This window comes from Paenibacillus polymyxa (assembly GCF_018614975.1).
GTDB classification, from domain to species: Bacteria; Bacillota; Bacilli; order Paenibacillales; family Paenibacillaceae; genus Paenibacillus; species Paenibacillus polymyxa_E.
The window spans coordinates 426,655-447,998 of sequence record NZ_JAGGNR010000014.1; the positions used below are offsets into that span (position 1 = coordinate 426,655).

Annotated in this window: 30 protein-coding genes and 1 pseudogene; 3 read left to right on the forward strand and 28 right to left on the reverse strand. The window is 43.8% G+C overall.

Going from position 1 to position 21,344, the window contains the following annotated elements:
- Positions 1-24: 24 nt before the first annotated feature.
- From J7E78_RS15150 to J7E78_RS15245, 21 genes are all read right to left on the reverse strand, one after another.
- Positions 25-165, reverse strand: coding sequence for a hypothetical protein (locus J7E78_RS15150; protein ID WP_215077132.1), 141 nt, complete (start codon positions 163-165; stop codon positions 25-27).
- Positions 166-185: 20 nt separating this feature from the next.
- Positions 186-734 (reverse strand): GNAT family N-acetyltransferase, encoded by a 549-nt coding sequence (locus J7E78_RS15155; protein ID WP_311517460.1) that lies wholly within the window; start codon positions 732-734, stop codon positions 186-188.
- Between the two features lie 35 nt (positions 735-769).
- Positions 770-1,144: a hypothetical protein gene (locus J7E78_RS15160; protein ID WP_215077061.1), complete on the reverse strand. Its 375-nt coding sequence runs from the start codon at positions 1,142-1,144 to the stop codon at positions 770-772.
- Positions 1,141-1,653 carry a nucleoside deaminase gene (locus J7E78_RS15165; protein ID WP_215077062.1) on the reverse strand — a complete coding sequence of 171 codons (513 nt, stop codon included), beginning with the start codon at positions 1,651-1,653 and terminating at the stop codon, positions 1,141-1,143. The genes J7E78_RS15160 and J7E78_RS15165 overlap by 4 nt, the downstream gene beginning before the upstream one ends.
- 94 nt (positions 1,654-1,747) lie before the next feature.
- Positions 1,748-2,314, reverse strand: a complete 567-nt coding sequence (locus J7E78_RS15170) for a phosphoglycerate mutase family protein (RefSeq protein ID WP_215077063.1) — start codon at positions 2,312-2,314, stop codon at positions 1,748-1,750.
- Positions 2,315-2,328: 14 nt separating this feature from the next.
- Complete coding sequence (locus J7E78_RS15175) at positions 2,329-2,820, reverse strand: NUDIX hydrolase (RefSeq protein ID WP_215077064.1); 492 nt, start codon at positions 2,818-2,820, stop codon at positions 2,329-2,331.
- 237 nt (positions 2,821-3,057) lie between these two features.
- A complete protein-coding gene (locus tag J7E78_RS15180; RefSeq protein ID WP_251035033.1) occupies positions 3,058-3,882 on the reverse strand; it encodes an adenylyl-sulfate kinase in 825 nt (274 codons plus the stop codon).
- A gap of 48 nt (positions 3,883-3,930) precedes the next feature.
- Complete coding sequence (locus tag J7E78_RS15185; RefSeq protein WP_215077065.1) at positions 3,931-4,440, reverse strand: hypothetical protein; 510 nt, start codon at positions 4,438-4,440, stop codon at positions 3,931-3,933.
- Between the two features lie 240 nt (positions 4,441-4,680).
- Positions 4,681-5,028: a hypothetical protein gene (locus J7E78_RS15190; protein WP_215077066.1), complete on the reverse strand. Its 348-nt coding sequence runs from the start codon at positions 5,026-5,028 to the stop codon at positions 4,681-4,683.
- A 205-nt stretch (positions 5,029-5,233) separates the two neighbouring features.
- Positions 5,234-5,743 carry a helix-turn-helix domain-containing protein gene (locus J7E78_RS15195; protein WP_215077067.1) on the reverse strand — a complete coding sequence of 170 codons (510 nt, stop codon included), beginning with the start codon at positions 5,741-5,743 and terminating at the stop codon, positions 5,234-5,236.
- A 481-nt stretch (positions 5,744-6,224) separates the two neighbouring features.
- Positions 6,225-6,350, reverse strand: coding sequence for a hypothetical protein (locus J7E78_RS29700; protein ID WP_285229441.1), 126 nt, complete (start codon positions 6,348-6,350; stop codon positions 6,225-6,227).
- A 235-nt stretch (positions 6,351-6,585) separates the two neighbouring features.
- On the reverse strand, positions 6,586-6,996 hold the full coding sequence (locus tag J7E78_RS15200) for a hypothetical protein (RefSeq protein WP_215077068.1): 411 nt from the start codon (positions 6,994-6,996) through the stop codon (positions 6,586-6,588).
- Complete coding sequence (locus J7E78_RS29815; protein ID WP_215077069.1) at positions 6,993-7,439, reverse strand: LytTR family DNA-binding domain-containing protein; 447 nt, start codon at positions 7,437-7,439, stop codon at positions 6,993-6,995. The genes J7E78_RS15200 and J7E78_RS29815 overlap by 4 nt, the downstream gene beginning before the upstream one ends.
- A gap of 205 nt (positions 7,440-7,644) precedes the next feature.
- Positions 7,645-8,151, reverse strand: a complete 507-nt coding sequence (locus tag J7E78_RS15210) for a hypothetical protein (protein ID WP_215077070.1) — start codon at positions 8,149-8,151, stop codon at positions 7,645-7,647.
- Positions 8,152-8,176: 25 nt separating this feature from the next.
- A complete protein-coding gene (locus J7E78_RS15215) occupies positions 8,177-8,902 on the reverse strand; it encodes a hypothetical protein (protein ID WP_215077071.1) in 726 nt (241 codons plus the stop codon).
- 72 nt (positions 8,903-8,974) lie between these two features.
- Positions 8,975-9,457 carry a hypothetical protein gene (locus J7E78_RS15220; protein ID WP_215077072.1) on the reverse strand — a complete coding sequence of 161 codons (483 nt, stop codon included), beginning with the start codon at positions 9,455-9,457 and terminating at the stop codon, positions 8,975-8,977.
- A gap of 150 nt (positions 9,458-9,607) precedes the next feature.
- Positions 9,608-10,018: a hypothetical protein gene (locus tag J7E78_RS15225; protein WP_215077073.1), complete on the reverse strand. Its 411-nt coding sequence runs from the start codon at positions 10,016-10,018 to the stop codon at positions 9,608-9,610.
- 24 nt (positions 10,019-10,042) lie between these two features.
- Positions 10,043-10,564 (reverse strand): GNAT family N-acetyltransferase, encoded by a 522-nt coding sequence (locus tag J7E78_RS15230; protein WP_251035034.1) that lies wholly within the window; start codon positions 10,562-10,564, stop codon positions 10,043-10,045.
- Between the two features lie 195 nt (positions 10,565-10,759).
- A complete protein-coding gene (locus tag J7E78_RS15235; RefSeq protein WP_215077074.1) occupies positions 10,760-10,996 on the reverse strand; it encodes a hypothetical protein in 237 nt (78 codons plus the stop codon).
- Positions 10,997-11,029: 33 nt separating this feature from the next.
- Complete coding sequence (locus J7E78_RS15240) at positions 11,030-11,491, reverse strand: cysteine hydrolase family protein (RefSeq protein WP_251035035.1); 462 nt, start codon at positions 11,489-11,491, stop codon at positions 11,030-11,032.
- A gap of 30 nt (positions 11,492-11,521) precedes the next feature.
- Positions 11,522-12,232 carry an AAA family ATPase gene (locus J7E78_RS15245; RefSeq protein ID WP_215077075.1) on the reverse strand — a complete coding sequence of 237 codons (711 nt, stop codon included), beginning with the start codon at positions 12,230-12,232 and terminating at the stop codon, positions 11,522-11,524.
- A gap of 291 nt (positions 12,233-12,523) precedes the next feature.
- Here J7E78_RS15245 and J7E78_RS15250 point away from each other — a divergent pair, with 291 nt between their 5' ends.
- The 3 genes from J7E78_RS15250 to J7E78_RS15260 are packed head-to-tail and all read left to right on the forward strand — an operon-like array spanning position 12,524 to position 15,396.
- Positions 12,524-13,408: a PRD domain-containing protein gene (locus J7E78_RS15250; protein ID WP_311517442.1), complete on the forward strand. Its 885-nt coding sequence runs from the start codon at positions 12,524-12,526 to the stop codon at positions 13,406-13,408.
- Positions 13,405-13,911, forward strand: a complete 507-nt coding sequence (locus tag J7E78_RS15255; RefSeq protein WP_215077076.1) for a PTS sugar transporter subunit IIA — start codon at positions 13,405-13,407, stop codon at positions 13,909-13,911. The genes J7E78_RS15250 and J7E78_RS15255 overlap by 4 nt, the downstream gene beginning before the upstream one ends.
- A gap of 30 nt (positions 13,912-13,941) precedes the next feature.
- Positions 13,942-15,396: a PTS transporter subunit EIIC gene (locus J7E78_RS15260; RefSeq protein WP_215077077.1), complete on the forward strand. Its 1,455-nt coding sequence runs from the start codon at positions 13,942-13,944 to the stop codon at positions 15,394-15,396.
- Between the two features lie 154 nt (positions 15,397-15,550).
- On the opposite strand, the gene J7E78_RS15265 is transcribed toward J7E78_RS15260, so the two are convergent.
- The 7 genes and pseudogenes from J7E78_RS15265 to J7E78_RS15295 form a co-directional block, all read right to left on the reverse strand.
- The gene (locus J7E78_RS15265; protein WP_215077078.1) at positions 15,551-16,564 is read right to left on the reverse strand and encodes a bifunctional glycosyltransferase family 2/GtrA family protein; all 1,014 of its coding nucleotides are present in this window, start codon (positions 16,562-16,564) and stop codon (positions 15,551-15,553) included.
- A complete protein-coding gene (locus J7E78_RS15270) occupies positions 16,561-17,574 on the reverse strand; it encodes a phosphodiester glycosidase family protein (protein ID WP_215077079.1) in 1,014 nt (337 codons plus the stop codon). Before J7E78_RS15270 ends, J7E78_RS15265 begins: the two co-directional genes overlap by 4 nt.
- A gap of 205 nt (positions 17,575-17,779) precedes the next feature.
- A pseudogene (locus J7E78_RS15275) lies at positions 17,780-18,738 on the reverse strand (radical SAM protein).
- A gap of 22 nt (positions 18,739-18,760) precedes the next feature.
- Positions 18,761-19,099 (reverse strand): GNAT family N-acetyltransferase, encoded by a 339-nt coding sequence (locus J7E78_RS15280; protein ID WP_215077080.1) that lies wholly within the window; start codon positions 19,097-19,099, stop codon positions 18,761-18,763.
- Positions 19,100-19,115: 16 nt separating this feature from the next.
- Positions 19,116-19,772, reverse strand: coding sequence for a pyridoxine/pyridoxamine 5'-phosphate oxidase (locus tag J7E78_RS15285; protein WP_215077081.1), 657 nt, complete (start codon positions 19,770-19,772; stop codon positions 19,116-19,118).
- A 41-nt stretch (positions 19,773-19,813) separates the two neighbouring features.
- Positions 19,814-20,428 (reverse strand): histidine phosphatase family protein, encoded by a 615-nt coding sequence (locus tag J7E78_RS15290; protein WP_215077082.1) that lies wholly within the window; start codon positions 20,426-20,428, stop codon positions 19,814-19,816.
- 128 nt (positions 20,429-20,556) lie between these two features.
- Positions 20,557-21,063 carry a DUF2569 domain-containing protein gene (locus J7E78_RS15295; RefSeq protein ID WP_215077083.1) on the reverse strand — a complete coding sequence of 169 codons (507 nt, stop codon included), beginning with the start codon at positions 21,061-21,063 and terminating at the stop codon, positions 20,557-20,559.
- Positions 21,064-21,344 lie beyond the last annotated feature (281 nt).

The window sequence follows — 21,344 nt, forward strand, 5'->3', positions numbered from 1 at the left end:
TGATTATAGTAACGTCTAGTGTGTTCAAAATATTTCCGCTCCGGATCGGAGCACGAAGGAATATCCGATGGAAGGCTGTTCACTGTTAAATAAGCTTAGTATTCTCTGATCCAATTTATGGTTAGATTTGAATACCAAATCACTTAGCAGAACCAATGTAGTCATCTTATTTCCTCCCGTACCTATTAGACTGACTTAAACTCTCTATCCAAGATCGAGAAAAAATACTGGTCTGTCCACTGATTGTTCCACCATAGTTCTTCCTGGAAAACGGCCTCCCGTGTCATTCCCACATGCTGCATCAGTGCTGCTGAGCGAACGTTTTGTGAATTGCACATGCCAACGACCTTATGAGCTTGTAACTCTTGAAACGCAAATTGTAGCAAAAGACGGGTAGCTTCACTCCCATATCCATTTCCTGCACATTCCGAAAGTACTGCGAATCCAAGTTCCCAGCTTTTTCGGTAATCCACATAACTCCACATCTGAACAATACCAATGGGTGTATCCTCCGGATCATCCATGCGCCGTATAACGAAATCGTAGGCATACGGTTTCTCATCTGCGACAGCAAAATGGCTGCGATATTTCTCACGGACCTTTTCCTCATCCGTTTCAACAGTTTCCTCAAAGCTCCATATGTTTGTGTCACATTCAAGTTGACCTATGAAGTCGAGGTCCTGCTCTGTGACTGTTGTTATTTTGATCTTCTCTCCTACGAATTCGATGTAGATTCATCTCCTTTGAATTATGCCATTTATCCCATAGACTACTGCATTTGCCCATTAATATATCTTCTGTGACTTGCAGATGCTTCCTGAACCCACAGATCCAATTCGACTCTACTAACAAAAAATTGATCCTGAACCTTAATGAACGGGAACATTCTCCCATCAAAGAAACCTGACACCGTAAAACTCCCTTGCTCAGCCTTAATAATACTCATCACCTGTTCTTCAGTCATACTCAGATAACTGGCAGTTTCTTGCATCGTCAATAATACTTTATCGTTTGGTACTACTTGTTCTTCTGCCTGAGTGAGTTCACTATTTCTCTCATGAGTCGTTAAAATTGTGCAGCCAATAATAATCGAGATACCCAAAATGAAACTGGCTAAAAGTATAGAGAACGGAACAGATTTCATTGCTTTTCCATCTCCCACTCTGTATTAAGCACCCCTCTACCAATATTCCATTTGGCGAGCAACGCTCTTTGTCTATTTTCCAAATCAAGATAAGGAGCCGCTACACAGGATAACGTGTCAAACATATGGATAAAATGCGGCCCTTCTTTGAAACGCCGAAGCCCTCCATACTCTTCATCATCTGCTGCCCATACAATCTTTTTAATACCCGACATTAGTATGGTACAGGAACACATAGGACAAGGTTCACAGGTAGTATAGAGTGTCAGATCGTTCTTCGTGTATCTCTTCTTCTCTACATCCAGCAAATGTTGTCCTGCCCGACGAATGGCATCCACTTCAGCATGTGCGGTGGGATCGCACGCAGAGTAGACCCGGTTCCTGCCTTTACTCACGACATTCCCATCTACATCAACGATTATCGCACCAATCGGATACGTTCCTTCAATCAGTGATTGCTCTGCTTCTTCCATAGCCAAAGTTAAATATTCATAATCCGATAACTTCATTGAAAATCCCCCTTAGTACAGTTATAGACCACTTACAAAACAGACGCCTTGTGTAATGTGTAGTAGAAGAGATTGATGGGATCTCTTTAGATCGTTAAAAGTTCCTGATCGTGTACTGCCCTGCTTCACCAAGAAAATCACTTTTGGTTATCCCTTTTTCTCCGAGTAACATCCTGTAGTTCGATATCGTACCATCATGTGAAATGATAAACGTATTGCCGCTCTGTTGCCTGCACCATTCAAGAAGCTGTTCAGCTAATATCTTGAATCGACATGCATCCATCTGATTAATACTTTCTTCCCAACAATCCAGCCCCAGCTCAACCATTCTTATGCCAGGATACTTATGGCTGAGCTCTTCCTTGGAATAGATCTGATCACAGACGAAAGGAACAGACTCTGGATTCTGAGGAAACATTCTTGGGCCAACCAGTGGGCTGAACGTAAGATTGGTGTTTGGGACTAAGAGGAGTGCCGTTTCAATCGTACGTTTGGTTGGACTAACCAAAATGACATCTTCAGGCGCAACAACCACTTGTTTACGCAATGCTATAACCTGACTTTTCCCCAATTCAGTGAGGCCCGGATGCAGACAAATTAATTGGTTTGGATAATCCATCAAGTGTTCGCCATGACCATGACGAATAAATGTAATGTCCATAGGCACCTATTCCTCTATTTCTGAATGAAGTGTTTGATGCCTTTTGCATCAAGAAGGTTACTCAGTTCCTTTTTCAAAAACACAGGATATACTTCCATCTGCTCCAGTTCGTCCAAGGAAAACCATCGGAAAATTAACTTACCGTTATCTTCTAAACCTTTGAATTCAGTTTCACTATATAGCTTATGGGCTTCCGGCAATGTGATGAGATAATAAAAGCCAACTTCATGATACTTCAGGCCATCATATTCAAAGAAATCTTCACTAACATATGCGAGCCTTTGCGCTTCTACATGAACACCCAGCTCCTCCATCATCTCTCGCACAATAGCCGCTTCTGTTGTCTCGTTTAATTTCACCCGACCTCCGGGCAGATTCCAGAAATCATCCTGTTCAGTCGTATGCAAAAGAACTCTTCCCGCATCCATCACAATACCTGCCACACGGAAGTTGAATTTGTTGTTATTTTGTTCATACGATATATTATTGTTATCTGCAGTGGTCATCTCGCTGACCTTCCATCAGCAAATCCGTCCATGAATCCCAGGATGAATGAGGGAATGATGAGTACGAACAATAAAATTAAACTGGCAATGCCCCATCTAAGAATTACTTTCCGTTTGCTTCGAACAACTATAATAATTAAGATTGCGGTTGTTGCAATTAAGGCTACTCCATAAAATGTCATAAAACTGACCTCCGGTATGTATTCGTATTTCATTAAGGTTACTGCAGAATCTTTTCTAGCTTGTGCCTACAAGCCTCGCGGTCATAATCCGAATTATCCAGCCATACCTTATCCAATTGAAGTAACCCATAGATTTCGGACTCCAGCTTCTTTCTTTCCTGCAAAACCCGTACCGTACCCTTAACACCCTGATAACCCTTTGCTTGCCCCAAACCCTGATTCGTATAGTAGTCAATAAAACTTTCAGACCATCTTTTGGTCTTTCACTAACCGCCTTATCAAAGGTATAGGATATATCTTTCTGGTCGATATAGATGAGAAGCGGATTCAAAGCATGAATGATACGCCCCAGTTCCAATACATACTGCACGTTCTGCTCTTTGGATTGATTGCATTTTACAAGACCCATGGTTAGTGGATTCTGGATAAAACAACACTCAAATATCGTGATGCAGTCATCATTCGTGCTTAACACGTTTTGGGTAGAATCTTGCCACTTCTCGGTGATCAGTTTAACATTTTGCTCAAAAGGAATTTCGTAAATATCTCGGCTGAAAATATCCTTTACAATGTGATCAGGAAGCTCTATTCCCCATTGTTCTTTCATCTTACGATAAGGAATTAGGAAACCTTGATCATGGGCCGTCGCATTGCTTTCCAGAACCTCTATGTATTTTTCATGTGTTTTCAATAAAGCCTCGAAGTCTCCTGCATAATAAAAAGATACGCCCTCGTAATCAGCAAGGTGCTCCAGATTTCCTTCCTGAAATAGTTGTACCTTCTTGCCTTGTTCTATCAAAATTTCGGATACCATTTTGGCAACCGTTGACTTGCCTGAACCCGGTAATCCTTCAATCAGTATTAATTTCCTTGTCATCATTACATCACCCTTTATTTTGTATGAGGATATGGATCTTCCACGATGTTATTAATCAATATCTGCAATAACCCATTGCGCAGACTCGCCATCTTCTTTCTTTTTCCAAAACACCATCGTATTGCTATACTCTTCGTCATTCTCATTTAACTCGTTAACCATCACCACTGCCTGATAGAGCTTCCTTTGCTCCTGTATCGTTATGTCGCTCATGGAAGTAACCTTGAGAACTTTGTATCTTCCCATGCCTAATATAGGAGATTCAGGATCAATCAGACTCATATATGCTGGTTCATCCTTTTCGTATAAATAACGCATGCGGGCATTCATAAGTTTAACGATTTCCAATTGGTCCCCGGTATAGCTTGTTTCATCGAGATACACTGGTGGGATATCTTCCTTCTGTTGGGATGTCAATATTTCTTCATTCTGTTGTGTCTCTTTTTCTGTGACATTTAAGGGTGAGGAGTCTATTGATTGCTGTGCATCGTCAGTGTTTCCCTTGTTCTGACAGGCAACCAGAAGTAGAAACAATAATGAAACTAGGGTTAACTTTTTCATAATCCGTCCTCCAATCAGCAATTGTCTACATAAGAAGACTTCCTATGTATGTAAAATTTTCTCTCAAGGTACATCATAACCCATAATGTGGAATTTGCGAATAAACGAAGTAAACCATCTCTGTTTCGCTCGCATTGCACGCAAAAAACACGCTTCTCTGCACAAGTTACCTCATGCAAAGAGCGCGAATATCAGCAGAAATTTCGTCCAACTTTTAATAACTACACACCATCAATCTACCTATCGATTCCATAGCATATTCATTATGCCGACCGCTTCAATCTGGATCTCTTTTCCTTCATGATCCGAGAAAAGATAACTATATATTGAAAATATCCCCATATGGCGTATGTGTCCACCTTTGTAGTGAAGCCTCTTTTCGTCACCGTCGATTGTCTGCGTAAACGTACTGCCTTCATTCACATTATACGAAGAATGGATGCCATGTTCACTTGAGAGCCAGGCAACAAAATCCTCTTCGTTTGGATTGGTCATGACTAGAATAACGAGCAGAACAACAAATACAACAATGCCCGTTCTTAGTCCTGCGCTCCTCTTGCTACTATGCTGCGTGTATTCAGGCTTCAACGTATTCACCCCGTTTCTTGCAACTTAAACCATAAGTGTTCCATTTGGTAAAATTATGCTTCCAATACGTGATGAGCACTTCAGTATGATCTTGGTATCTTCAAAAACAAATGGATAACTCACTAAAAATGAACACTCTACAAAACTACAGACTGCTCATTGAGTCTTCAACTAACGTTTCCCGTTAATTAAGAAGAGTCAAACTTTATGGTTCTGTATTTTCAGTACCTTTAGAAAAAAGAAAAGTTAACTCTAAATCATTATCCCCTCTAATTTCATCTATAGTTTTTGAAATCATATGGGAGTACCTCTGATATAACCAGTCTGTGGTAAACTGATCTTGACCTGAAATAATGAGGGTGTTGTCAATTTGAATTGCTTTAGTATCTGTAAACCACCTATCAAAGCTTGGCTGAGAGATTTGGTCTTTTATTTTTTCTAGAACTGATTTCCAAATGTCTTCCTTGTTATTAACTATATTCGTTCTACTTGTATGAGCATCATTCTCTTCTTGAGTTAGGAAATAATCTACTGTAGTGTTAAATATCTTGGCTAATTGAACTAATATATCAATATCAGGTAAACATTCACCTCTCTCCCACTTTGAAACAGCCTGATGACTAACTTTTAAAATCTCACCAAGTTGTGTTTGCGTCATGGATAACTCTTTACGGTTTCTTGCTATGATCTCCCCGACCCGCTTAATATTTATCATTGTTTCACCTCCTTCAATGAATAGTAGTTCAGGAACTTATTTATGTATATCAAATTGTGGTTGAAAGTACTCTTCAAATTGCAACTCATAGTTTCATTAAACTAACCTGGCAGTTAGTTTAATGAAAAAGACAGCCGATTACTTGCAGGCTGTCTAAATTTAATTAACATAAGTCGTCCTAATGAGGACTCACGACCAACTTATGCTTCCAAATACATCGAAAACACCAAAATTTTAAAATTCTCTGACATACATATGGGGAAATATCTGAATCCTTTATGGGTTAAGTCTCAATTGAACAGAATCTCTACGTTCTTCGCCAAAACCCAACTACTCAATCCATACGAGGATGAGATCACCATGTACTTGTATTTCTCATCGATCAGCCTGGTGTGCAATTCGTCATAGGAATCATAACTGACAGGCCAACCCTGACCCTTTCCCGACTCTAACAACTCTCGATTATAAGGGATAAAATGCGCTATATCCCACTCATCCACTCCAAAATAATGCTGCCATGTAGCGGTGTATCAAACGCATGGGCCATTACGCCAGAGAATAAGACATCCATATTTTTGGGCACAGTATGACTTGAACGAGTACGCATCCTGATCCTTCTGTTTTCTAAATCAACTTCGTAACTTAATATGATGTTGTCATGCAAACTTGGCATAGTTCGCCTCCTTTCAATAGGTTTGTTAGCTCGTATATTCTCAAACACCGTAATATCGTTTATAGTTCTAGACCCATTCCACTTTGGAGAAATTAACAAAGTCATACGGCTCTAGATCCAACCCGTACAACTGCAACAGTTCTTCCTCGTTCATATTTGTTCCCCTTACCTACTTCAGAATGTTGTTTAACTCTTCCGCTTTTTTCCTGCTATCTATTCTAGCATAAAAATAAAAAGCGATGACGTGCAGCACGATAGATAATAACCACATGCCGGGGAACCAGGGAGCGATGAACTGGAACATATCTACCGAGAACAACCATACCATCGCCATACCTCCCGCAATATTGAGTGTGGAAGAAATAACGATATTCCATACCGGTTTTAACGTAAAATAGTTCCATAGTAGGTTATACATCATTCCAAACACTACAGCGGCAATGAAAGCAATACCCGCTATGTTCCATAAATAGGACATCTGAATGGGCAGATCATCAAAGAATATTGTTGCCAAGAGCGTGACCCATAGCGTCATTATGGTGAATACTTGAAAAAAAGAATGTCTAAGTTGAGTTATCATGATAATTTCCCCCTAAAGTTTTTAATATAAAATCGGCTGACGAAGTAACTGGAGCTATCGCTCAGGTCTACCTTAATTCGGGCATGGTCTGTTGCAGAGAATGCGGTGATGTACCGAGTATTGATGATGGTCTGATTATTGATTTTCACAAAATGAACGTCATCCAGATCCTCTTCTACAAATTTCAGACGTTTATGAAGCAAGTACCTCTCACCTGAGATCACCCGGACACCGCACATCCGATCCTCTGATTCAAAGGCAACCACCGAACTCAATTGGATCTGTATATTGCGATTATTCTTGGCATGGATCACCGTTAATTGAGTTTCTGATGCGCAGATTGCCTTCTGAATACGGTCCCACTTCGACTTCTCCGCCGGATGAGTAGTTACCTTGGCTACTTTTTGCTCTATTGCTGGATCCTCTTCAAAAATGATTTTCACGTGTTGGCCTCCTCTCACAACTCATATTACAAGCATAGTTACGACAATCCCACTGTATTGCGTTTTGTTGCAGGATCTTGCTGGTTTGTTGCATCATCACTCCATAGATACTAAAAAGAACCACTCCGTAGGAGCAGTTCGTCTATGTACTCATCCAAAACATTCAAGGCATGAGCTGTTCATTTTAACTATCAAGGTACCTACCTTAACCCTGCTTTATCTCTAGATACATCTCCTTATTTTGCAAGATCATCTCGTTCATGTGTACAATAGCTGCTTGCGCCACGGTCTGATAGTTCGCATACAACACCTCTGTTCTCTGAAGCAAGATCGGGTCCTTCTCCAGATCCGTTGCCAGCACCTCACGCCACGCTTCACCCACTTTGTTTTGGTCCGTAATCAGACATTCAATCTGGTCCATTACGGTCACCATCTCATCTAAATGAAAAAAGCGCATCCCATTTTTAATACCATTCCAACTTTTGATCTGGGTGATGTTATATGCCGAAAACCAATAAAATTCTGCCAGACTCTTCGTATGATTATGATAGGAATAGAACAAAAATAAGGCTTGTTGCCCTTCGTTTAACTGTCGGTATAGTTCTGTTTTGGCTGTCATATCTTTGCCCCGTACCGAAACAAGCATGGGTTCAATACATAACCAGCTAAGTTGCTTTGAATGTATATCTTCTGGTCGAAGTCCAGCCTTCATAACATGCTCCTCTCTATTCACCAATTTAAGGATTCTCTGGTGCTTCATCTGCCGGGTCATTCTCTCCGCCCATTCTGCGTCTGGATGTCTCCATCTTGACTGTCGAAGGCACATGTTCAGACGCTGTAGCTAATCGTTTATACACATTCCATTTTGTATACAATTGTTTTAGTGCTAACGCCGTTTTATGTACGAACTCTTCCATATCTTCCATGGATAAATTATATAAGTCACCCAAGGATTCGTTGTCAGGGTTAGCTAAAAACTCAAGTTTCTTTCCCTTGTACTGATACACCTCTGATTCCAGCAATCCGCCTAAATCAAATGCTCTTCCCGATTTCAGCTCGTTTAACCATTCATGTGCCCCGTTCCAATTCCGTAAAATCATAAATTCAAGCTTCGTGACATCCTGTGTATACACACTTCTTCCATTGGGCTGGACTTCATATGCAGGATAAATATCGAATGTCCACACGCGATCCGTATAGATATGGGCGATGTAACCGCACAGATATTGCAGGAATTTGGGATCACTATTAGCTAACTCCTTTTGGGTTTCAAAAAATTCTTTAAGTTCTTCGTCTGTTGCGAATCTTCCTGGCTCTGGCATGAGGTGGGTTTTTGCCTTTTCGGTACGAAGATTGGTTCTTACATGGATGGAATCAGGAGCAAGGCTTCCCAATAACAATTCAGGAGATGGCTCGGATATCAACTCGGATGCAATTGCTAAATGAACCATTGGCCAAGGCAATATAAAAACTCCCTTTCTATATTAAATATAAATTAATGGATCAGAACTGAGCTTTGAACTGTTGAAGTGATCTTATATCCCAAAATGCACAATGCATTTCCCATTTACCTCAGCGTACTTTGCCATGTTCGCAAGCTTGTTTAATTCGTTGATTAGTCTAACTTTATTGTACTCGAGTTTTTCGTAGTAGCCCTTCTGTTCGCCTCCATCAATACTATAGTTCCCTGTAAGAACAATCGGATCATTCGCATGGTTAAATAGATCAATCCAGGCCTGAATCAGTTGATGAAACTTCAACAAAGCATCCTGCTCTTCAATAACGGTTATTCCATAGTTGTTCAGTCCACTACATCTCATACAGGTGGATGGATTCCATGTATCTAACCATTGAAGGGAATCATAGATGTACGCAATGAATTCGTCTTCCAAGGTCGCATGATTCTCTGTGGTTAATCCACTTCCATGTATTCTCCCTTGTGAATCCCATGAGTAGGAGGTATGAATATTCCCGTCTACTTGCGATTTGTTTTCAATCACAAAATGATGCTTTGGCATTCCTGCGTACTTCCCCCTTACACGTCACTCCCATAGACTCCTCTTAATTCATCATAACCCATGTATTGGTAAATGGAAATTAAAAAAGGTCCTATCTACCTCCCAAATCAGGAGAAGTAAAATAGGACCGTGATAGAAACTTCCTTACATTCATAAAATCCTTCGTCTACTCAGAAACTCTGTTCCCTCTTTACGATACATTTCTATAAATTCATTGGTCACATGATCATGCCTCAGTGCTCCCATATAATCTGTTCCAGGTTTCTTCGGTCTATAATCTGAATCCACCGTGTAGATATTGAAGTGCACCTCATCTTCGTCCTCTGATATATCCGTATGATCGAAAAGTGAAATCACTTCATCTTTATCGAGAAACCTAAATGGAGATGCCTGACGCTCTATAATATAAAAAGGATATGTGATGTTCTCTATCTGAATGAATTCATGGTACACCTTAAGCTCATCAGGTATGAGATCCATGTACTGTCTAGCTACCTCTTCTGCCTGAAACACACCAGAAATCCACTTCAACTTCCCCTTATTTGCTACGATAATAAACAAGCTAATCACCTTCTAAGTTACATATTATTTCGCTCTTCCACGCACAAAAGTCTGGGACAAAATCCGGTGGCTGCCAGTGATGTTGTCAATCTCAATGTTATATTCAGACTCGGTATATTCAATATGATGTTGCTCATAATATCTTTTCCAGAACGAAACTGCTGCCGCATTGTTAGCAAGCTGTTCTACTTTGAATGTACCCCGAAATTGAGCAAACACCAAGTCAATTACTTGTGCTGCCAGTCCCTGTCCGCGATACTTTTTGACCAGGAACAGCTCTTGCACGGTATAATCCACACCTTCCGGCACATATGGAGGTGAGCACACCAGTACGAATCCAATAACCTTTCCTTCATACTTAATCAAAAACGGATGTAATTCATCGCGTTCCAGATATAGATAGATGTTCGTTGGATCATATTTCCCCTCTTTAAGTAGATCCTCGCCAGAAAATTCAGACAGATCATATAAGTACAAGTTGTACAGGTTGAGAAACAATTCCTTTTGTTCTGCCAAAATACTCTTAATTTGTACGTTCATCTTCATTGCACATCTCCCTTAGTTAATGAGTTAGTTAGTGATCCATACAATAACCTTTCCGATGTCCACAGCACGTTTGCTGTGCCCTGTTCTCAATATATCCTTTCAACCACAACAGATATAGGCAAAGTTTGGTTTAAACCATAGAGTAACCTTACCTTTCAAAGTGGACATGAACATTTGTGCATAAAAATAGACCCTTTACAGGGTCCGGTTGGTGCTCTTGTCTTTATTTTTCACCAAGTATCCACTAGCAAGTTCAGCCGGAGCGATAAAAGGTAGAAATGCCATCCAATCCAGGAAGAGGAGTATAGGAACGAAGATAAATATTACACTGATATACATCATGACTGGCGATTTTTTCTTCAATCCCTGAACGCCAAAGGCAACGCCTGCCAATGAGATCACAAGGACAAAAGCAATGTGAAGCACGTTCATCACCATCACCTCCATTTAGGATATAACCGACACTTAATGGATTAGATAATCAACCACAGGATATGAGATCACATTGCGATCTCTGTACGTTGAAATCACCGCTTCGTGATGTGTGCTAAGAATTCCATTTTGCAACATCACCGGACGGAAATCTCGCTCCATTGCTCCGTTGTAGGTGAATAGAACACATTCCTCTGCGGCAAAACCGGCGATAATCAATAGTTCAATTCCATGACTCTTCAACACCTGCTCCAGATCAGTTTGCCAGAAGGCATTGGAAGCTTCCTTGGTAACCGTGAGATCCTTCTCATTCACATCGATCTCCGGAATAATGCGATACTCATCTGGCGCTGATTCTTCCATGCCCTCCACATCTTGTACATGAACCACCGTATGATCGTTCGAGCGCAGCACATTAGCCACATGATTAATGTACTCGCAAGCATGATCTATCGAAGTCTGGTCCATCTTTTTCCGCACAATACTCTCTTGCAATCCTCCCTTGTTTACACGGAGAACTTAAACTTAATCCTTAAATAATTCATTCAGCATCCGGTCACGGTTCTCCAGAAAGCTACGGGTAATCTGATAGTGATCGGTATCCTCATAGACTACCTCTTGAATATGGCTATCGTCAAAACTTAAAATCTCCGCCCCCGGATACCCGAGCAGAATAGGTGAGTGCGTCGCAATAATGAATTGCGAAGTGCCTGATAGATCATGCAGAATCCGCAATAAGGAAAGCTGCCTAGCTGGAGATAAAGCGGCTTCGGGCTCGTCGAGTAGATAAATGCCTTTGGAACTGAACCGATTGACGAACAGACTGAGAAAAGACTCTCCATGCGATTGTTCATGCAATGAACGCCCGCCATAATATTGAAGCGATGCCGGCATCTCATCCACATGTGATGCGAATTGATAGAACGATTCAGAGCGCATGAAGAAACCATTCGTTATTTTGGGCAACCAGGCCAGCCTGAGATAATTCCCGAGCGAGGATTCCGAAGCATGTGTCTCGTAGGTATTATTCCTGCCGCCCCCTGCAGTATTGAATCCACACTGATAAGCGATACCTTCCAGCAGCGTAGATTTCCCTGAACCATTTTCACCTACAAAAAAAGTAACGTTATTCGTGATTTCCAACCGTTCCAAGGACCGTATTGCGGGGATGTCAAAAGGATATTGGTCCTGATTCTCAATCTTGGACGACATGAGTTCCACACTTCGAAGATACATAATCATCCTCCTATTTATGTTAGATTTGGCTCCATCTACGTTTAGGTACCTTTTCATTCCCTATATTAAACGACGATCAGACGGATGACAAAATTATGGTTGACGGCGGCAGATCAGCTTCTATATTATGTAGGAAGAACGTTCTGCATAAAAACATAAAATGAATTGGCGTGTTACCACCCCAGAGGGCATGAGCCAAGAAGCGAACATGAGACTATATTCGCTTCTTGGCTCTCTTTGCGTTCCGGGGGCCTGAAAGCGTTAACTTTAGAAACGAGGAGGCGGTGAACCGTGAGTAAAGAAATGATGCTGCAGGTGGAGCGGGTCGTCGGCAGCAATATTGTTCTGGCCCGGTCGCACCAAAATACCAAAGAGTACGTATTAATCGGCAAAGGATTAGGATTTGCGTTCAAGGTGGAAAGCACCGTGCAGGCCGATGATCCACGGATTGAGAAAAGGTTCCGGCTGGAAGACCGGGAGGAGTGGGGACAGGCGCAGGAGCTGATGAAGGACTTGGACCCCCATGTCATCGACATCTCTGACCGGATTATCCGTCTCATCGCTGATGAGTTTCCCGGCAAGCTGAATGACAAGATCTACCTTGCTCTTCCGAGTCATATTCAGTTCACCTTATATCGTATCCGCAACGGGATGGAAATTCTGAATCCTTTCCTTACGGAGACAAAGCTCAGTTTTCCGAAAGAATTCGAAATCGCCTCGGAAGCAGCGGCTATGATCGGAGAGGCCTTTGGCGTAGTGGTACCGGAGGATGAGGCCGGGTTCCTGACATACCATGTGTACTCCTCCGTAAATCACGTCCCTGTCGGACAGCTGGTTAAGGTATCCAATGTGATTAGCAAGCTTCAGTCCATTATTGAAGAGGAGGGTGGCGTTCGCTTTGAGCAGAGCAGCATTAGCCAGGCAAGACTTATGATACATCTGCGCTTCTCCATGGAACGCCTGTATCAGCAGCCGATGAAGGCCCCCACCTTCGCACAATATGTGAAAAATGAATATCCGTCCGAATACCAGCTGGCCAGAAAACTGAGCGCTGTAATGGCTGAGGATTTGGGTACAGAGGTACCCGAGGAAGAAACAGCTTTTCTCGCTATGCATCTATACCGACTCTTTCAAACCCATGCCCAAACCAACAACAGAAAGGACAACACACAATGATCTGGAAATGGAAAAACAACAAATCTGCCAAAACATCTGAAACAATATCCGTCGCCTCCCCGCTCACCGGAACCTGCGTCAGTTTGGAAGAAGTGCCTGACGAAGCGTTCGCGCAAGGACTTATGGGACCGGGAGTTGCAATAATTCCCCAGGAGGACAGGCTGGTCGCCCCTATCGACGGCACTGTGGTGCACCTGATCAAATCGCACCATGCTGTAATGATTGAGCATGCTTCCGGGCTGCAGCTGCTGCTGCATATCGGTATGAATACTGTCAGCCTGAAAGGACAGGGCTTCACACCCCAAGTGCAGATCGGCGATCAGGTCACTATCGGTCAGACCCTGATTGAATTTGACCTGAATGCGATCACTTCGGCCGGTTATCCGGTCATCACCCCTGTCATCGTTGCGAATGCGGCAGAACAGCCATGGGAGTTGTACCCGGAGTATGGCAGCGTAGAAGCAGGCGTGGGAACGATCATGAAAGCCAGCCTGTCCAAATAACCTAAAACAAGAATAGAAAGGAAGAATAATATGCTGAAAGCACTGCAAAAGCTGGGAAGATCTCTGATGCTTCCTGTGGCAACCCTGCCTGCGGCAGGTATCCTTCAAGGCCTTGGTCTTCTTAATTATGAAAAGGACATTCCGCTCGGTCCCGTGATCGGGGGATTTCTTAATCAGTATGTAGTTCCATTCCTGAATGAGGGAGCAGGGGCAATCTTCGGCAACCTTGCGCTCATCTTCGCCATCGGGGTGGCAATCGGACTGGCGGGGGATGCGGTCGCCGCGCTCTCCGCCCTGATCGCTTATATGGTGCTGACGCGCATTCTGGGAGCCGTTCCAGGTGTATTCGGCTATATTCCTGACGATGTCAAGCTGGATATGGGTGTATTAGGCGGGATATTTGCCGGACTGCTTGCAGCCTATATGTATAAAAAATTCCACAATATCAAGCTTCCTGACTGGCTCGGCTTCTTCTCCGGCAAACGCTTTGTGCCGATGGTCACCGCCGGCTCCATGCTGGTGTTGGCCATCCTGTTCGGCATGGTCTGGAGCCCGATCCAGGAAGCCATCGGTGCTTTCGGCGCCTGGATTGTAGGCTTTGGCGGTGTTGGCTCCATGGTGTTTATGATCGCCAACCGCCTGCTCATCCCGCTCGGTCTGCATCATGTCCTTAACTCCATCGCCTGGTTCCAGATCGGAGATTATACCAATGCAGCCGGGGAAGTCGTGCACGGCGACTTGACCCGTTTCTTCAACGGAGACCCTACGGCAGGCATGTTCATGTCTGGCTTCTTCCCGATTATGATGTTCGCTCTTCCGGCGGCGGCGCTAGCCTTGATTCATACAGCCCGTCCTGAAAAGCGAAAAATGGTGGCTTCGATCTTTATCGGCGCAGCGGTGGCTTCGTTCTTAACGGGGATTACCGAGCCGCTTGAGTTCTCCTTCATGTTCGCGGCGCCTCTACTGTATGTGGTGCATGCTATTCTTACCGGTGCAGCGGCCCTGATCATGTACCTGCTGAATGTTAAGCTGGGCTTTGCCTTCTCTGCAGGTCTGATCGATTACCTCGTGAACATGAAGCTGTCGACCAATCCGCTGCTCATGATCCCGGTTGGACTCGCATTTGCGGTCGTCTATTATTTCCTGTTCCGGTTCATGATTGTCAAGTTCAACCTGAAAACGCCGGGGCGCGAGGATGACGTTGATGATGCCCCTGCCCCCACGGATACTTCCGCCGTGGCAGCGTCTGCCGACACCAAGGCTGGCAAAGTGCTCGCCGAGATCGGGGGAACAGATAATATCGAGAGCATCGACGCCTGTATCACTCGCCTCCGGCTAGTTGTTAGGGACGATAAAGCCGTCAACGATCAGGCGCTCAAACAGCTTGGCGCTTCCGGCGTCATGAGGCTCGGTGGCGGAGCTGTGCAAGTCATCTTCGGAACCCAGTCCGAAATCCTGAAGGATGAGATTAAGAAGCTGATGTAGCGCTCGTCCTCCTATGAGTTTAAAAGGTCGAGAACAAGGGTATGCTTCCCCCTGTTCTCGACCTTTTTTGGTTAACCAAGAAGCGCAGGATATTCTTTTTGAAACGGTTTTGATTGCAAAAGAGAGAGCAGGCTATACGCCCACTCTCTCTGTGTTAATATACAAATCTGCGCTGTGCCCAATAGCTGAACAAAAAGATGGACACCTCCGTCAATAGTTTGGCCGCGATCAGCGGGATAATTAGTGTTTCGTTATAAAAGTACAGCAGTCCGTAATTTAATAACAGTACCAGAATGACCAGTGAAAAGTATTTCGGTAATGACTGGCGCACCTTGGACGTTTTCCCGGCTGAAAATACATACTTCCGGTTCATCGTATAATTGAAGATGGAGCTGCACAGCCTTGCTGCGACAACCGACAGAAACAGATTATGGGTAAAATACTGGATGATGAACAGTAATCCAAAATCAATCAGTGCCGACAGCACCGAAGATGTGCTGAACATCAGGATGGGCATATAGATCCGGAATGAATCAATTAGCGGGCGAAAATGGGAGGATTCATTGTGATCCAGATACACCGTATCGATAAATTCCTCCTTAATTTCATACCCTTCCTTGTGTGCCGTTAACAGCAAGTTCATCTCGTATTCAAACCGATCGCCCGGAATCTGGTTCAGCCAGTCCAGCATGGAGTATGGAAAACCGCGCAGACCCGTCTGCGTGTCATATACTTTGGTACCTGTCGTGAGGGAAAAGACCACCCGTGTGACGGTGTTGCCGAAACGGCTACGTGCTGGAATTTTACCACTGAAGCGACGGCTGCCGAGTACAATTCCCGGTGTCGTTTGTGCGAGCAATACTTCAAAGACACGCTTAATATCATGTGGCAGATGCTGTCCGTCACTGTCTGCGCACACCACACCTCCCTGTGGCCCAAACTCCTTAATATACTGAAAGCCCGTTTTCAACGCCCTGCCCTTACCCAGATTAACGGGATGTGTCAGGACCGTACAGCCATAGGCTTCTGCCGTTTCAAAAATCCCACGGTAACCCGGCCCACTGCCATCATCCACAATCACAATAGGTCCAAGCTTAAATGTCTGTAACTGCATAACAAGATTCAGTAAACGCACATCGGGTTCATATGATGGAATTAATATTGTCATGATCCTTGTCCCTCCATCAGATATAGAATGTCACTTACGCCACGTTCCTGGTTACGCCCCAGCGGATTATTGACAACTCTGCCCATAAAATACATCGTGGATGAACCGCCGCCGTCCAGATTGTAGGCTTCGGTTGCTCCGAGGCCTTTCAAGACATCGGCCAGTTCTGCCAGGGTCATGCCACGGCTGTTGTCCTGACGTCCATCCACCACCACGAAGACGTAATGATTCGGAGCAATCATACCGATCGCTGTTCTAGGATTCGCATCCTGGATGGAGCGGTTACCGAAGTTATTATCAATTTTCACACTGCTAAAATCACTGACGATCTCGCCATCCTGAATCAGAATGGGTCCAAAGGATAACGTATTGGTTGCACCTTCAGCCAGCAGTTCCGAGGAAGAAATCTCGTTCTCGTTATATGTTTTCATCGTTCCGTCGTTGAACAGGGCAAGTGCATCCCGTGTCGGGCTGTCCCGGTACAATGTTCCATTCCGAATAATGACACCATCATCACGGAATCCATAGTAGTCACCGTTAATGGCAAAGATCGCATTATTGGCAGCGGCAATCTCTGACGTATTTTCGGTAATGTTCGTTCCAAAACTATTATCCGCCAGAGCGGTTCGCAGGCTGCTTGCATCCGTCAGCTGAACATCAGCGACATAATACGTAATCTGATCCGAGCCAGAACCCGTCTGTACCTTTTCAATATTGACCTTCATATCATCACTCGAATAATTCCAATCATCTGACGTTGCGTTCACTTCCGTCGGGATTGTCGAAGTGCTGCTGGAATCATTGGTGTTGCCCGTTGTTACCGTTGCTGTGTTTTCATCCGCCACAACCACCTGCACATGCCGGATCAGATAACGGTCAGCCAGGCTGTACAGGATTCCACCTACCGCAAGCACGATGACAAGTGTGATGATGAGCCATCTGCGCTTTCTTGGGGAGATCGGTCTTTTATGTGGTTCTTTCCGGGTTGGTTTCTCATCGATCCTTATCATGTGAAGCTCACCTCTTCATCTAAGTCTTAAGGCCATATTAGACCGGGTAGCTTAAATGAATCTGAAACCATATCAAAAAAGGTCATCCAATTTCCTATTAAGGAAATCAGATGACCTTGATTTTTAATCTATAGAACCCTGAAGGTCACTTCTATCGTAGTGCATATTTTTATTTAATACAGATATCTTCATCAGAGCTTCCTTGTTATGCATCTGGAAATAATGCATCGTACGCGGGACAAGGCCGCTTCTCAAGAAATTCCGTTAACGCCGACGGCTGCTGGGTATAGATATCCTTCAACGACGTTCCGTTATAGATGTTGCCAATCACAACAGGATGGCATAACTCACAGATGAGAATATCCCCGTTGCCGTGCAAGTGAAGTTGTTTCGTGCCATCCACGCAATTTGAGAAATACACGCCAGGTTGCTCCCGCAAATTCAACTGTTCAACGAACCGGTCCATACAGGTGAAATAGAGCGTTGTATCTGGCTTTTTATGCTCAATTAATTCCGTTACAGATCGAACAAGAGACTCTTTGGATACAATCTGGCTCCAGTCCGTATGCGGCATCTTAATGCTGTTCTGGATCTCATGGATGCGCACACCCAGATCATATACCTTATCGCTAATGGCCTGCATGTTCGCTTGATTCCCTTCAAACAGTAACGTTTCCAGTACCGTCTCCAGACCGGCTTCCGTGCACAAACGGATATTCTGCTCCAGTCTCTCATACACATGCGAGGATGCACACGATAATACGCAGCATACGACTCCGCATCCGTATAATTGAAAGAAATATGAATGTTGGACAAGCCTGCATCACGCAACGCGAGAATCCGTTCTTCGGTCAGCAGACTGGCATTACTGTTCAATTGTGTATCGATACCATGTGCCGCACAGTACGTCACAATCTCCAGGCAATCCTGGTATTTCAGAGTAACTTCTCCCCCTGACAATCGCACTCGCTTGAGACGAGGAAGCTCACTAATGATACGGATCACTTCCTGACTATCAATGCATGCTCCATCATCCCGATTGTAGGCGCAGCAGTAGTCACATTTATAATTGCAGTTCGATGTCACTCCCACCTCAAGTCCTTCCAGCTCATATACGCCGGGTGTTTCCAGTTCGAGTGATTTATATCTGTTTTTGGTCGTCAATTCGCTGTACCTCCTGGTTCCTTCATTCAATCCACGTTTGGATAACTTGAAGAGTATAGCGGATGGCACACGGTTGACGATATGACATTATGTACGTTGGTTTGCTAAAAATAAAACCCATTTCCTTAACGATCAGGAATGGGCCGATTAGATCCGTCTCATAGCGACTCATGACAAAATCCAAAAAAGCTTTGGTGTCTTCTTTGCTCTGATGCGCGTCCCAGGTAGTGAACTCCGAGACAGCAGGTACAACACAATAACTATACATATCATCCAGATCATCATAGGTAAGCCGCCGGAGTATCGTCCGTTCTGTCTCCAATACCGGAAATGGTTCGAAAAAACTTTCAATTGTTTTCATAGATTCGCCCTCCAAATCAAGGCCACAACCTGCGTGTCTTCCACTGCCCATCTTGCATCACATATTGGACTCGCACATGCTTACGCTCTGAATCTCCCTGCCAGAACTCCACCTCTTGTGCATTCACGGCATATAGACGCCAATGAGGTGTAATAACACTGGGGTCACGGCTTATCTTTTCTTTCTGAGATTCAATTGCATTATCCAGCACTTCCTCACTATCCAAAACCTCACTCTGATGCCCTGTCATGGCAACTGCTCTCGCTCCAGCTGAACGTTTGCGAAAATCATCAGCGCCCGCTTGATCTCCCCGATCCTCAGCAACTCCCTTTATCCGAATCTGTCTTCCCAGTGAGGGCCAGTAGAATGTCAGAGCCACATGAGGGTTCTCCTTCAACTGCTGCCCTTTTCGGCTCTCCGAACTCGAAGCAAAATAGAACGTTTCGTCGATTACGTTTTTCAAAATCAACACCCGGGCATCAGGATAACCATCGTGATCCACGGTGGAGATCGTCATGGCATGAGGTTCTTTCACTTCGTTCTCAACCGCCAATCTCAACCACTCCAAAAATAGCTTCCCTGGCCGCTCCGGCAACTGCCCTATATCCCACGTTGGAAATGGGCCGGATAAAGATTTCAAACGTTGCAACAGGTCAATTGGTTTATCGCTCATGTCATCGCCTCCATCTTCTATTTAATCTATCATGAAAACTACTAATCTTGATGACTTAACACATTTGCGTTGCTAAGTTTCCAACCATGCCTTCCCTTTTCAACGATATGTACACTGGTGTTGTCCATGGGATAAAAGCTGGACTTATTGCTCCACTCCCTCTTCTCAAGCAGATAATACAGGATGTTAATCACTCCACCGTGAGTAATTAATAGGACATTGGACTTGACTGTGTGTTCCTCTATATCTCTAAAAAGACTATCGAAAGATATGCTTATACGGTTATAAAAATCCCTTGGACTTTCTCCTCCCGGAAAAGGTGAATCCATCTCAAGGGTGTTGAAATAAACTCCTGGGTAATACTCTTCAGCATCCTTATGGAGCATGCCTGCCAAATCTCCGTTATTCATCTCCCGCCAATCTTTCATTAAGCTAGCCTGCATGTTTAATTGTTTCTCAATTTCCCGTGTCGTCTGCACTGCACGAGGAAGATCACTGCTAATAATCGTATGTATGTTATACTCCTCAGCATGATGATGCAAATGCTCTCCCAGTTTCCTGGATTGATTGATTCCCTGTTCCGTAAGTCCACGATCACTCCATCCGCCTCGATACCCTTCCTCATCCATCCCATGCCTTACCAGATAAATTTTCAAGATCTCTCCTCCTTTTCACTTCTATAATGAACAATATACCTTTACACTGTATGACTAGCCCGGCATATATACAATAAACCCGACCTCAGATAGCTTCTATCCAAGATCGGGCATTTCCTGCTTATCTTTTATCTTACAAATGTGTTATGAACTCGCTCGGATTTGATAAAATAAGGAATCCAGATGGCGCAAGTGATTACAGATTTAGCAATTTCTTTGATCGAGCTTCCATCTTCCAATTCTTTTGCCAAAGGAATCTGGAGTAATAACAGGTAATCAATAATCCCCACAATCAGACTGAGACCATAGAAGATGATCATCAGGCGAGGCAATATCGCTTTCTTGCTATAAAACGCAAAAATGGTATAGACACTGAATAATAAAAACAGCGTATTGTACACCATCTCAAAAATAAGTACCGGGCCCCATAACGGGTGATAGTTGTCCGATTGTTTGGAAGTTAGCATTTCCCAAGTCTCCGTTGTGAATGTGGGTATTATCTGTTGAAATAATTGCACTGCAAGCAGAATTACTGTAAGAAATAATCCAATCTGGATGAGAATCAACCAACCGCCTAATCCCGAGACGCCTAGTGGACGGTAATCTGTCTTTTGCTCTTGAATATGTGGTTCCATTTCGTAACACTTCCTTAACCAGTTTTGTTTTTCTGAGATGAGTCTTCCTCTTATTATTGCAAATTGAATCTACGGGTGATTCTTACCCCTTACTTCACGTGCGTTGTATGTAGTTTCACACTCTCCTTATAGTAATCTCTCCGCCCTCCTATTATATAGAATTTTACACAACTTCCTTATTGTACTACGAGTGTCAAGGCACAGGTTACCAAACATCATGCTCATCCACTGTAAAAGCAAAAGAAAGACCTTCGCTATGCTTCCGCCATTCAGCAAAGTAC